Annotated in this window: 14 protein-coding genes; 1 reads left to right on the top strand and 13 read right to left on the bottom strand. The window is 52.6% G+C overall.

Features of this window, described 5'->3' with window-relative positions:
* Positions 1-108: 108 nt before the first annotated feature.
* Positions 109-945 (bottom strand): ABC transporter ATP-binding protein, encoded by an 837-nt coding sequence (locus JW953_02900; GenBank protein ID MBN1991625.1) that lies wholly within the window; start codon positions 943-945, stop codon positions 109-111.
* Between the two features lie 330 nt (positions 946-1,275).
* Between JW953_02900 and JW953_02895 the strand changes: the two genes are divergently transcribed.
* Positions 1,276-1,755, top strand: coding sequence for a cyclic nucleotide-binding domain-containing protein (locus tag JW953_02895; protein ID MBN1991624.1), 480 nt, complete (start codon positions 1,276-1,278; stop codon positions 1,753-1,755).
* Here JW953_02895 and JW953_02890 read toward each other — a convergent pair.
* From JW953_02890 to recG, 12 genes are all read right to left on the bottom strand, one after another.
* Positions 1,739-2,785: an alcohol dehydrogenase catalytic domain-containing protein gene (locus tag JW953_02890; GenBank protein MBN1991623.1), complete on the bottom strand. Its 1,047-nt coding sequence runs from the start codon at positions 2,783-2,785 to the stop codon at positions 1,739-1,741. The two genes, JW953_02895 and JW953_02890, sit on opposite strands and share 17 nt — an antisense overlap.
* Positions 2,786-2,859: 74 nt before the next feature.
* Positions 2,860-4,176, bottom strand: coding sequence for a GTPase (locus JW953_02885; protein ID MBN1991622.1), 1,317 nt, complete (start codon positions 4,174-4,176; stop codon positions 2,860-2,862).
* A 174-nt stretch (positions 4,177-4,350) separates the two neighbouring features.
* Positions 4,351-5,100 (bottom strand): twin-arginine translocase subunit TatC, encoded by a 750-nt coding sequence (gene tatC, locus JW953_02880; protein ID MBN1991621.1) that lies wholly within the window; start codon positions 5,098-5,100, stop codon positions 4,351-4,353.
* Positions 5,093-6,001, bottom strand: a complete 909-nt coding sequence (locus JW953_02875; protein MBN1991620.1) for a twin-arginine translocase TatA/TatE family subunit — start codon at positions 5,999-6,001, stop codon at positions 5,093-5,095. The genes tatC and JW953_02875 overlap by 8 nt, the downstream gene beginning before the upstream one ends.
* A gap of 128 nt (positions 6,002-6,129) precedes the next feature.
* Entirely contained in the window at positions 6,130-6,666 is a 537-nt protein-coding gene (nusB, locus tag JW953_02870; GenBank protein MBN1991619.1) for a transcription antitermination factor NusB, read from the bottom strand.
* 207 nt (positions 6,667-6,873) lie between these two features.
* Positions 6,874-7,626: a 3-oxoacyl-[acyl-carrier-protein] reductase gene (fabG, locus tag JW953_02865; GenBank protein MBN1991618.1), complete on the bottom strand. Its 753-nt coding sequence runs from the start codon at positions 7,624-7,626 to the stop codon at positions 6,874-6,876.
* A 144-nt stretch (positions 7,627-7,770) separates the two neighbouring features.
* Complete coding sequence (gene fabD / locus JW953_02860; GenBank protein ID MBN1991617.1) at positions 7,771-8,730, bottom strand: ACP S-malonyltransferase; 960 nt, start codon at positions 8,728-8,730, stop codon at positions 7,771-7,773.
* Between the two features lie 49 nt (positions 8,731-8,779).
* Positions 8,780-8,974, bottom strand: a complete 195-nt coding sequence (gene rpmF / locus JW953_02855) for a 50S ribosomal protein L32 (GenBank protein ID MBN1991616.1) — start codon at positions 8,972-8,974, stop codon at positions 8,780-8,782.
* A gap of 28 nt (positions 8,975-9,002) precedes the next feature.
* Positions 9,003-9,545, bottom strand: a complete 543-nt coding sequence (locus JW953_02850; protein ID MBN1991615.1) for a DUF177 domain-containing protein — start codon at positions 9,543-9,545, stop codon at positions 9,003-9,005.
* A gap of 217 nt (positions 9,546-9,762) precedes the next feature.
* Complete coding sequence (locus tag JW953_02845) at positions 9,763-10,287, bottom strand: ATPase (GenBank protein ID MBN1991614.1); 525 nt, start codon at positions 10,285-10,287, stop codon at positions 9,763-9,765.
* A 45-nt stretch (positions 10,288-10,332) separates the two neighbouring features.
* Entirely contained in the window at positions 10,333-10,860 is a 528-nt protein-coding gene (coaD, locus tag JW953_02840) for a pantetheine-phosphate adenylyltransferase (protein ID MBN1991613.1), read from the bottom strand.
* On the bottom strand, positions 10,857-13,196 hold a 2,340-nt coding region (recG, locus tag JW953_02835; protein MBN1991612.1), incomplete at its 5' end, for an ATP-dependent DNA helicase RecG. The genes coaD and recG, both read right to left, overlap by 4 nt.

Here is a 13,196-nt window from a genome sequence, read left to right as displayed (position 1 = left end):
AATTGTGAATTGTGAATTGTGAATTGTGAATTGTGAATTGTGAATTGTGAATTGTGAATGATTAAAACCTGTTGTTCGCTGAATTGTTGAATTGGGCGAATTCTATTATCAGTGAGGAATGTAGCTGGCAACGTTTGTTTGGGGCATAGGAGTGGTTGGCGGCTTGTTTTTACTATTCAGCTCCTGCTTTACAATCTTGCCGTCGGCAATGGTAATGGTGCGCCAGGCCCGGCGGGCCAGGTCGTTATCGTGCGTTACCATCAAAATGGTTTTGCCCTCGGCCACCAATTCTTCAAAAAGCTGAAAAACCGAGGCGGCGGTGTGCGAATCCAGGTTGCCAGTTGGTTCGTCGGCCAAAAGCAATGGCGGGTCGTTGGCCAGGGCGCGGGCAATGGCTACCCGCTGTTGTTGCCCGCCCGACATTTGCGCGGGCAACTTGTGGGCCTGATCGGCCATATCTACCTGCTCCAACAGGTGCAACGCCCGTTCCTCCCGTTCGTGAAACGAATACATCCGGCAAAAGTCCATGGGCAGCATTACATTCTCAATCACGGTCAGCATAGGCAGCAATTGGAAAAACTGAAAAATAACGCCCACATGCAGCCCTCGCCAGCGGGCCATCTGGCCCTCTTTAAAGGTGTGAATGGGCGCGCCTTTAACCACCACCTGGCCCGAAGTAGGCCGGTCAATGCCGGCAATCATATTAATCAGGGTAGACTTGCCGCTGCCCGACTTGCCGATAACGGCCACAAATTCGCCCGGCTCAACCTGCAAGTTAACCTCTTTTAAGGCCATAAACAGACCGGCCTCGCTTGCAAAAGTTTTCGCCACCTGCGCTATCTCAATCAGCGGGCCGCTGCCGTTTTTCTGATGACCATTATTGTTGCAGTTTGAGACGGCGGGGTTAAATTTCCCATTCCCACGTTGCAACCAGTGTTTGAACATTGATACCTCTCTCCTCTATCAATAGACAATTTAGAGCGCAAAGCCAGCTTTGCCACTCTGCTATAGTTTTTATTTTTTGCCTCTAAATTTATACGAAGTAACCCCCAAAAAGTTGTAACTTACAGCAAATATTGCTTATGGTCAAACGCAAACAGCACGATAGGAACGGCCCAGATTTTGAGCAGGCCGGGCAAGTTTCTAAAAATCCTGGCTTTTGGCCGTGGATACAAATCAGTTTTTGACTCAATTGCCATAAAGGGGGAAAATAAGAAGAGAGGTTCCATGTGCGAACGGTTTATTTTTAGTTAGAGGTCCAGGGGAGGTGATGAAATGACAAGCAAAGCCGAACTTGAAATTATTACGGCGCTCCGGGCAATGGAGTTCTTTAGCGGCCTGGAAACCGTACATTTGAAGAAACTGGCTTCAATAGCCACCGAGGCGGAGTTTGAGAAAGGTGAGATAATCTACCGCGAGGGAGATTTGGACCAGGCTATGTACCTGGTTCAAAAAGGAGAAGTGGTCATTGAAATGAAAACGCCCGAGCAGAGCTACGCCACGGTGCTCAAGGTCGGTCCCAAACAACTTTTTGGTTGGTCTTCTTTGTTCCCCGGCCAACGCAAGCGGGCCAGAGCGCGCTCTCTCAAACATACCCACGTGTTTATTCTTAACGGTGAACGGCTCAATCATTTGTTTCAAGCGGATCATAAGCTTGAAAATGTGGTGATGCGGCGGATGATCAAACTGGTGGCGGAACGAGTGTATGCCACCCGGCAGCAATTGATTGAACCCTATTCTACACCTCAATCATAATCTTGATTACCTTATCCCGATAGCCTAAATTAAGCGCGTAAGCTTCCGGCGTTTTGGCCAGGGGGAAACGATGGGTGATCATTGTTTGTAAATCTACCGCGCCGCTTTCGGCCAGGTGCAGGGTGCGGGGGTAGGTGTTTTTCATACGCCGCACCAGGCGAATATCCGCCCCTTTCCGCCGCACTGTGGAATGTTGTATCCTCAGTTGGTCGTCTTCAGAAATACCGGCAATGACCAGCCGCCCGCCATAACAGAGCATCTCCGCCGCGGTCTGCACCGACTGGTCGGCCCAGGCCGCTTCAATGGCAATGTCCACGCCGCGGCCGTCGGTAGCCTGCAACACCGCTTTGGCCTGGTCAACTTCGTCGCAATTGAGAGGAATAGCCCCATATTTTTTAGCCAAGGTCAGCCGCCAGGGAAATTTATCGCTGATAAAGATGGGGGCCGCGCCGGATAACTTGGCTAATTGCAATATCAGCAGGCCAATGCACCCCGCTCCCAAAATAGCCACACTGTGGCCCACTTTAATCCGGGCCAGGTCTACGGTATGAAGGGCAATCCCCAGCGGTTCTAGCATGGCGCCGGCAGTATCGTCAACTGCGTCGGGCAGGGGAAAACAACAGCGGGCAGGCATGTGCATCCATTGGCACAGGCTGCCCTGATCGGGGTAGGTGCCACAGAAATGCAAACGCCGGCACAGGTTGGGCTGGCCATGCTGGCACCTCTCACAACGCCAGCATGGCACCGCCGGATCAACGGCAACGCGCATGCCGGGCAAAAGCGGCCGGTCAAATCCATCCCGGCTTTCCGGCCCCACCGCCTCTACCACTGCGGCAAATTCGTGGCCCAAAATAAAGGGACTTTGCACTGCCTCACTGCCAATGCGAGCATCTTTGTACAAATGCAGATCGCTGCCACACACGCCCACGGTGGTAATCCGCAGCAGCGCTTGTCCCAGGCCCGGCGAACCCGGATGGGGGATTTGCTCAAGGCGCATATCGCGCGGGCCATGTAACCGGACGGCGGTCATTTCTGGTGGATAATTTGTCATTAGATCACTCCCTGGTTGTAAAAAGATACGGATCAAAAAAAGCGATTACTCTCTCAGGCAAACTTTTTCTGCAAAATCTCGGTGAGGGTGGGTTGGCCAATCTCCTGCAAATCGTAACGCACCCGCTGCCAGGGGTGTTTGAGTTTGAGCAACCGGCCCAAATCAATGGGCGTGCCAATGACCACCAAGTCGCAGGGCGTGGCGTTGATAGTTTGTTCCAGCTCCTTCATTTGCGTTTCGCCGTAGCCCATGGCCGGCAGCACGGCACCGGTGGTGGGGTATTTTTGATAGGTTTCCAGAATTGAACCGGCGGCGTAGGGACGGGGATCAATAATTTCTGCTGCGCCAAAACGTTGGGCAGCCACCACGCCCGCGCCGTAGGCCATTTCGCCGTGGGTCAGGGTGGGGCCATCCTCAACCACCAATACGCGCTGTCCGCGAATAGCCGCCGGGTCATCCACCATAATCGGTGAGGCGGCCTCAACAATGATGGCCTGGGGGGCCGCTGTTTGCACATTGCGCCGCACCTGAACCACGTTGGCTGCGTCGGCGGTGTCAATTTTGTTGATCACCACCACGTCGGCCATGCGCAAGTTGGCTTCGCCCGGGTGGTAATTCAGTTCGTGACCGGGCCGGTGGGGGTCAACCACCACCAGATGCAGGTCGGGTTGAAAGAAAGGCAGGTCATTATTGCCCCCATCCCAAACCACCACATCGGCTTCTGTTTCGGCCTGTCGTAAAATGGCTTCGTAATCAACGCCGGCGTAAACAATCGTTCCCCGCGCCAGGTGAGGCTCGTACTCCTCGCGCTCTTCGATGGTACACTCGTATTCATCCAGGTCGTCATACTCGGCAAAACGTTGCACGGCCTGGACCACCAGATTGCCATAGGGCATGGGGTGGCGCACGGCCACCACCTTTTGGCCCAACGCCTGGAGAATTTGGCAAACGCAGCGCGTGGTTTGACTTTTACCGCTGCCGGTGCGCGTGGCGCAGATGGATACAACCGGCTTGCTGCTTTTGAGCATGGTGTGGTGCGGGCCAAGCAGCCGAAAATCTGCGCCGGCAGCCAACACCACCGAGGCTTTATGCATCACATAGGCGTGGGGAATGTCGGAATAGGCAAAAATTACCTGATCAATATCCAATTCGGCAATCAGATTGACTAATTCAGATTCGGGGCGAATGGGAATGCCGTTGGGATAAAGAGGGCCGGCCAATTCCGGGGGATAAACCCGGCCTTCGATGTTGGGGATTTGGGTGGCCGTGAAGGCCAGCACTTGATAAGTTTGGTTGTTGCGGAAATAAACGTTGAAGTTGTGAAAATCGCGCCCGGCGGCGCCCATGATGATAATTCGCTGCTTCGCCATTGAGGCAACTCCTGGATAATGGTGAATTGTGAATGGTGAATGATTAATTGTTAACGGTTACGGCTACTCCTGGCCGGTGCGCCCAGTTTTTTGGGGCGCAGCTGAAGCCTGCTAAAGAGAGGTCAAAAAAGTTTAAGGGCGCATTTGCCGTTTTTTAAGCAACGGCAGGCAGCTTTAAGCCAGGTAAGCCAATAAAATACTGAAGCCGTACAAACCCAGCAGGGGCGCCATTACCAGGGCCATGTTGAAAGGGTCAATAGTGGGGGTGATCATAGCGGCAATGATGGCCACAATCACAATGGCAAAACGCCACTGCTGCATCAAAAATTTAGGCGTCACCAGGCCAACCTTGGCCATAATAAAAATGATAAGAGGAGTTTCAAAACTCACCCCTATCCAGAAAGTGAGAGAGGTGACAAAGGGGATATATTCTTTTGACTGCCATTGTTGGACAAAAATATCTGTTTGCCAGCTTTTTAAAAAGCCGATGGCTGTAGGCAACATTAAAAACCAGGCAAAAGCAACGCCAATTAAAAAAAGCAGCGTAGCCGCCGGCACGCCCCACATAATGTATTGCTTCTCGTTTTCTTCCAGCCCTGGCAAGATGAACATTAACACCTGGTAGATCAGATAAGGCATGGCCACCACCAGGCCACCGGTCAGGGCTACTCTAAAATAAACAGCGATGCTCTCGGTGGGTTTGAGCACCAGCAATTTGTCGCCATAAGGGGCCATCAATATTTCAAAAATCTGGTCGGTAAAAATGGCGACAATAAAGGTGGCCGCCAGCACCACAATGAACGATCTGACCAAACGGTCGCGCAATTCTTCAAAATGTCCTAACAGCGACATTTGGCCAAGCCCAAATTCTCCTTCATCAGGAAATTGTTTGGGTTCAGGTGAGGATGGAAGGCCCCTACTCATTTATCACCTCTTTGGTAATAATGGCCGGTGGTTGCGGCTGCTCCAATGGCGATTCGCTTTTTTCTTCTGATGCGGTTGGGGGGATAAGGTCCGGGTTTGTCTCAGTAATCTTGGCCACAACCAATCTGGCCGCTTCTTCGGCCACTTCAGCAGCCATATTTTTAGCCACTTTTTCGGCCACTTCAGCAGCCACAGTTTGGGCAATTTTTTCGGCCACTTCGGCGGCCACGTCGCTAACCGTTTTTACCGCCGACACGTCAAGCTCTTCTTCCACAGCCCCGGATGCGGTCGGCTGGCCGGTTGCCGTTTTGCCGGCCGGCGGCTGCGGCGACGGCGCAACAACGTCTATCTCAAGCTCATTTTCGTCCAGTTCAACCACATCAGATATATCACTTTCTGCCAGCGCGGCTGTCTCAGACACGCCGGTTGCTTTGTCCTTGGCGGCCATACGCTTGGCATCCAGTTTGGCTCGGAGTCTGTCTATAAGTTCAGGCTGCTCAATTTCTGCTTTACTCTGTCTGGAGGCAGAGGCGGTTGCTTTCACTTGAGCCGTTTCAGAGTCAACCACCGCTTTGGCTTGAGCCAATTCGGCAGAAATATCGGCTTGCGCCCCCGACATTTCACTGGAAACAGTGTAGGTGACATCCTTAACTTCAGTGGTCACCGTTTCCTGTGCCTCTACCAGCGCCCGTCTGGCCTCCTCAAGACTCTGGCGCGCTTCTTCCAATGCCGCCAATTCTTCGCGCCATTCAACCAGAAAAACTTGAGACATCATGCGCCATTCTCTGAGTTTTCGGCCAATTCTGCCGGCATACACGGGCAAACGTTGCGGGCCAAAGATCATCAGCGCAATGATAAAAATCAATATTAATTCAGAAAAGCCAATACCCAGAATATTCATTCAATTCAAATGAGACGTATATTGTACCAATTCAGATATTCTATTATTATCTCTCATTCCTGCAAATAGGGCAACATCAGGCGGAGACAAAACGGCAGGGATGGATATGTTTGGGGGGGAAAATATTTTCAGGCAGCTACTTCTAACATTTCTCGGAATTTGACGCGATCCCGAGACACCAAACTGCCCAACACTCCATTCACAAAACGGGGTGAGCTTTCGCTGCCAAACATTTTGGCCAATTCAACTGCTTCATTGATGGCCACTTTAGGCGGGATGTCGGGGTCAAAAAGCAATTCGTAGATGGCAATCCGTAAAACGTTACGGTCTGCTGCGGCAATTTGTTCAATCGGCCACTCCGGGGCCAATTCACCCACAATACTGTCCAGGTAAGTGCGGTACGTTTGGACACCCATAACCAACGTCCGGGCAAAGGTTACAGCGGGTTCGGGCAAGGGAGGTGGTTGCAGCTCCTGTTCTTTATTAAAGAGCCGGCAACTGGAGTTACGGCAAACGGCATCGTCAATAGTGATAAAGCCACCACATTGTTGACAGGCTCGATCTTCCAACCTGGCTTGCAGGGCAGTTTGAGGATTGTGGTCCGTGAAGTCAAGCTCATAAAGGGTTTGTAATACTACTGCGCGCGCGCGTCGTCGAGCTTTCATTGGCTACCTCCCGGCTACAATAGACTTGCCTGAATATTCAGTATCATGATGTGAATGTTCATTGCGATCTCAAGTCGCGGGCCGCCAACAACTTGCCGTTGGCGGAATTTTTTTAATGCAAGGAAATTTTTAAAATTTTTGCGCTTTTGCGCCGGTTAAACAGAAATTTTTTACCCCTCCGCCTTCTCCCCGGGTGGTGTCAAAAATTTACTGCATTACCAGGCCGCCGTCAACGGCTAACACCTGCCCGGTAATAAAAGCGGCCTCACCAGAGGCAAAAAACAAAATGGCGTTGGCCACATCTTCCACTTCGCCCAATCGCCCCAAGGGCGTGTTGTCAATGGAAGCCTGGACCATCTCTGGCGGCAAAACATCCGTCAGTTGGGTTTTGATAAAACCAGGCGCTATGGCATTGACCGTGATATTCCGTGAGCCAACTTCTTTGGCCAAAGATTTGGTCAAACCAATGATACCGGCCTTGGAAGCGGCATAATTGGTTTGGCCCACCTGCCCCGCCAACCCCACTACCGAGGCCATGTTGATGATCCGACCGTACCGTTTTTTCATCATAGGCCGGATTACGGCTTTGGAACAGTGGTACACGCTATAAAGATTAACTTTTAACACCAGGTCCCAATCATCTTCCTTCATCGTCATGATCAGGTTATCGCGCGTAATTCCGGCGTTATTTACAAGTATATCAATTTGGCCGTGAGTGTCAATGACGGTTTTGACCATAGCCTGCACTTCGTCGGCGTTTGACACATTTGTTTGCACAAAAAGGGCCTCGCCGCCGTCTTGTTTTATCTTGGCCGCAACCTCTTCGCCCCTGGCGGCCAAATCAACAATAACCACCCTGGCCCCTTCCCGGGCAAAAGCCGAAACGGCAGCCTGGCCAATGCCATTAGCGCCGCCGGTCACGATGGCTACTTTGTTTTGAAATCTTTTTGTTGTTGTCATCCGGTTAAAAGTATCCCTCCTGCATAGGATTATTATGTCAATAGTTACCGAGTCTTTATATAGGACAATAGTCCTATTGGCAGCCCCTAACCCGGACAAATGGGAATGAGAAACCCGGCATCAGTGGCGACCAACCGGCAATTTCTAATTTCTGGTTTCTTGAGCCGAAACAAATGCCTCAATTTCTTCCGGCGTACCAACATTGTAAGTATTGGCCTTTGGCTCAATCCGCCGAACCAGGCCGGTTAACACATTTTTGGGGCCAATTTCTACAAAATCGCTGACATTCTGGGCCGCTATCCAGCGCACCGAGTCGGTCCAGCGCACGGACGAAGTCAGTTGCCCCTCCATCTCCTGGCGAATGGCTTCCAGAGAGCTAAGCGGCGTTGCGGTGATGTTAGCCACAATTGGCACCTCGGGCAGGTTGAGCGGCGTCCGGTCAACCGCCTGGCGAAACTCGTCGGCAATAACGCGCATTAATTCGGAATGTGAGGCAATGCTGATGGGCAGTTTAACGGCGCGTTTGGCTTTAGCGGCCTGGGCCAACTCAATGCCTCGTTCCACGGCCGCGTTGTGGCCGGAAATCACCACCTGGCCGGGGGAATTGTAATTGGCCAATTGGAGTACGCCGCTGCCTTCGGCGGTCACGTCCTGGCATATTTGGGCGACCACGTCGTCGTCCAGCTTCAGGATAACGGCCATGCTGCCGGGGTTGACCTCGCCGGCTTTTTTCATAAGCCGGCCCCGTTCCCGCACCAGGCGCAAGCCATCCTCAAAGGACATCACCCCCGCCGCCACATACGCCGAATACTCGCCCAGGCTGTGGCCGGCCATGTACTGGGGGGGCACATTGTACCCCACCGACCTGAGCGCGGCCAGCGCAGCCATACTGACCACAAAAATAGCGGGCTGGGTGTTGACGGTGTCGTTCAACTCCTCTGCCGGACCTTCAAAACAGAGCTGGCTGAACGGAAAGTCCAGAATATCGTCGGCCTGGGCAAAAAGTTGGCGAGCGGCGGGGTAACGTTTGGCCAGGGCCTGACCCATGCTCATTTCCTGAGAACCTTGACCGGGAAATATAAAAGCGGTGGGAATTGTGATCATGGTTTAACCAAATAAAGGCCGTACGGATGCGGCCGCGGAATAAGGGTTGTTACTGGCCGGTTTCTTCTATCTCAATCACTTGCTCACCATTGTAGGTGCCGCAATTGGGGCAAACGTGGTGAGCCAGGCGCAGGGTGCCACATTGAGGGCAAGGAACCATGTGCGGCGTTTTTAAACGCAAATAATGCGCCCGCCGGCGGTCTCGGCGCACTCTGGAGACTTTTCGTTTGGGTAAGGCGCCCATTGATTTGATCCTTTCTAACTTAAACTATTCAATCTATTTTTAAGGCCTGCAAGCCCGCCCAACGCGGGTCTATCTGGTCTTCGGCGCAATCGCACGGCGCAATATTACGGTCCTGGCCGCAATGCGGGCAAAGCCCTTTACAATCCGGCCGGCAATAACGAATCCCCTCGCTCATAACCACTAATTCCTGCCACACCACCTCAGACAGGTCCAAAATGTTTTGCTCGTCAATAAGATTGGCGGCTTCAGCCTGGGCGGGTTTTGGCACCGGCGCGCCGGTGAATATATTGATAACCGGATAAAACTCTTCTTCCAGGTTAAGGATTACCGGCCTGGTGAAATCGGTCAAACAGCGACCGCAGCTTTTTTGGATGGTGGTCTGCAACTGGCCGGTGACCAAAATATGGGGGCCGGTGCGCAGGAAATCAACCTGACCCACCAAGGGAGAAACCACCTCTACATCGTCGAGTTCGGCGTTGACCTCGGTTTCAATCGCATAACTACGGGTGGCGCCGGTGGCCTCTTTTAATAATTGCGCAACGTTAAACTGCAATTCAGATAGGGCTAACATGGCCTATTTTTACACACAAGCGGTTGATTATAAGAGAGAACATAAGATTGTCAAATAAAAGGGGTGCGTCCAAAATTTTTTGGAAAGCACGGAGGGGAATTGGGGGGACACCGTCTGTGCATAGCACAGATTCACACCCCCCGGTCCTCCTAAAATGTCGGACAGACCCAAATAAAAGATAGCAGCAATAGGCTCGCAAAGCAAATGGCGGCTAAAATTAAGTTTCTTCTACAACCTCGCTGCTCTCCTCTTCTTCCAGGGGTAACGCTTTTGCCACGGCGTTTTTCTTTTTCTCCTGGGTTTCTCTGACCTGCCGCAATCCATTGCGCACCGTGGTCAGGGTTTTCATCAATTGCTCTTCCAGTTCGCTCAACTGGTCAACAATGTATTCATCAGCGTCGGCAATGATTTCCTGGGCCTGGACTCTGGCCTCGGCTTCAATTTCTTTGGCCCGTTGGCGGGCAAAAACAATGAGTTCATGGTCTTCGGTCATGGCCTTGGCTTTTTCGCGGGCCACCGCTATCAACCGGTCGGCCTCTTCTTGCGCTTGCAGCAGCAAACGTTCTCGTTCGGCTTCGGTGCGTTTGGCCAATTTCACTTCTTCGGGAATAGAGACCCGCATTTGGTCAATGATGTCTAAAAACTCGTCTTCCTGCAAAACCACGTTAGAGGTAAACGGAATCCGAAAGCTTTTTTCTGTAACCAATATTTCCAATCGGTCTATCAGGTGAAGAATGTCCATGGCCCGCACCGCCTTTTTGTTAATTTTTGTTTGAAGGAACGTTCACTAATCTCTTACAGAAACAATGTTAACCCGGCTATTGCCATCTTCGTCGAGCATTTCCTGTTTACCCAACGCTTCAACTACCCCCGGCGGAGCCAGGTGATTAATGCTGCCGCCATTCAGGGCTATTTCTTTTAAAACACTTGAACTTAGAAAAGAGTGCTCCTGGCTGGCCATCAGGCAGATTGTTTCAATACTGGGGTCAAGGCTATGATTGGCCAGCGATAACTGTAGCTCCCACTCAAAATCAGAAAGCGCCCGCAAGCCGCGCACAATGTAACCGGCCCCTTGTTCTTTGGCAAAGTTTACGGTTAAGCCGCTATAGCCTTGCACCCGCACGTTTTTGAGATGGGCCAACGCCTCGCGGGTCAACCGCAGCCGGTCTTCAATGGGGAAAAGTAAACTTTTTAAAGGGCGGTCAAAAACACCCACAATTAATTCGTCAAACATTCTGGCCGCTCGTTCGGCAATGTCAATATGGCCGTTGGTAATTGGATCAAAGGTGGCAGGATAAATGGCTTTGGTAATCAACTTAAATCGCTCTCCGGTTTCCAAAAATTTTTTAGTTGTTGGGCTAACAATTGGTGTTGAGGCTGTTCCAATTGGGGGTCCTCCTGGAAGATCAGTTGCGCTTCGGTGCGGGCCAACTCCAATAATTTGGCGTCGCTGAGTTTGACCAATTTTAGGTCCGGCAGACCGCTTTGCCGCGTGCCAAAAAATTCACCGGGACCGCGCATCTGCAAATCCTTTTCAGCCAGTTCAAACCCGTTGGCAGTTTTTTCAACGGCCTGTAGGCGCTGCTCTACTTCGGGCGTCACCTTATCGGCCAATAGCAGGCAATAGCTTTTGTGTTGGCCGCGGCCCACCCTGCCCCGGAATTGGTGCAATTGGGCCAGGCCAAAACGGTTGGCTCCTTCGATGAGGATAACGGTGGCATTGGGCACGTCAATGCCCACTTCTACCACCGAGGTTGAGACCAGGATGTGGGTTTGCCCATCCCGAAAGGTCGCCATTACTTTGTCTTTTTCGTCTGCCTTCATACGCCCGTGCAGCAAGCCTAACTTGAGGCGCGGAAAAATCTCTGTTTGCAGGCGTTTGTGTTCTTCAATGGCCGCCCGGGCCTCTGTTTTTTCCGACTCTTCTACCAGCGGACATATAATGAACGCCTGTTGGCCTTTTTCAATTTGTGTTCGCAAAAAACTGTAGGCTCGTTCCCGCTCCCGGGGGGTCAGCCAGCGGGTGGCAATGGGCTGGCGGCCGGGCGGCATTTCGTCAATGATAGATAGGTCCAGGTCGCCGTACAGGGTCAGGCTCAAGGTTCGCGGGATAGGCGTGGCCGTCATCACCAACATGTGGGGATTAAAGCCTTTTTCACGCAACGCGCCGCGTTGCTCCACGCCAAAACGATGCTGCTCATCAATAATGGCCAGGCGCAGGTTGTTGATTTCAACGTTGCTCTGGATGATGGCGTGCGTGCCCACCAAAATATCAACTTGCCCGGCGGCCAGTTGGTCAAACAATTCCCGGCGTTCAGCCGCAGGCGTGCTGCCGGTCAGCAAACGGATAGTGAAGGGCCGGTTCAAGGCCTGGCCGATAGGGTCAAGTAATTTACTCATGCCCTGGAAGTGTTGTTCGGCCAGGATTTCGGTGGGAGCCAAAATAGCGGCCTGGCCTTGATCTAACCCGGTTAAAACCATGGCCGCCAGGGCCACCACGGTTTTACCCGAACCCACGTCGCCTTGCAAAAGACGACTCATGGGCACGTTTTGCTGCAAATCGGCAATAATTTCATCCAGGGCTTTATGCTGGGCCTGGGTAAGTGGAAACGGCAATGCTTGTAACAACCGCTCCACCGCCTCCGGGCTAATTTGAACCGGGCGGCCCTGTTGGGCGCGCCAGGCCTGGCGCTGGCGCAAAACGCCAAGTTGAACCAGCAGCAGTTCATCCAGGGCCAAACGGTGGCGGGCTGCTTCCAATTTTTCCCAACTATCGGGAAAGTGTATCTGGCGCACGGCCTCGTTTAGAGCCGGCAGTTGCAGCCGTTTCAGCGACTTGGCCGGTAAGTGGTCGGTGAGGCGGATTGCCCAGTAATCAACCGTGGCCTTCACCTGTTTGCGCAGCCACTTGGCCGTAAGGCCCTGGGTGAGCGGATAAACCGGCACAATGCGCCCGGTATGGAGCAAATCTTTGTCTAGCTCCTCCCAATCCGGGGCCTGGAAGGTCAACCGGCCCAGGTATTCGTCAACTTTGCCGCTGACCACAATTTGCATGCCGGGTTTCAGGGCATTGACCAACCAGGGTTGATTGAACCAGGTCACGTCAATGGTGGCCGTGCCGTCGGAGAGGGTGGCTGTAACCAGGGGCATACCGCTGCGGGACTCCCGCGTGCGCGTTTTCCACACCTGGGCAATGATGGTTACTTCCTCGCCGTACTGGAGCCGGTTGATGGGTTTGAGACTGCGGTAATCGTCGTATCGCCGGGGGTATAGGCTTAAAAAATCGCCGATGGTTTGCACGCCCAATTTAGCCAGCTTTTTGGCCATGGCCTCTTTGATGCCCGGCAGTTTGGTGACCGACGAATTCAAGCCTACCTGGGCAAAATCATGCCGGGTTTCCACTTTGGCCAGAGATGAAGGCGGCGGAACCGGGGTCTGGGTTTCTTTTTGCTGAAGTTGAGAGGACTCTTGCGTTGGAGCCGGTTCTGACTGGGCGGGCGGGGCAGGTTTTTCGCTCGTTTCAGATTCAGGCGGAATGGATTTTTCTATCACCTCAGGCGCAGCCTCGCGGGCCGGCGCAGATTCCGCGCTCGCTTCAGTTTCAGGCTGAGGCGAGACGGGTTTTTCTGTTATTTCAACAGAAGACTCGCG

It is taken from the genome of Anaerolineae bacterium, assembly GCA_016931895.1.
In the GTDB taxonomy this organism is placed as follows: Bacteria; Chloroflexota; Anaerolineae; order 4572-78; family J111; genus JAFGNV01.
The sequence above is the reverse complement of the archived record's forward strand: the minus strand, read 5'-3'. Positions and strand labels throughout refer to the sequence as shown.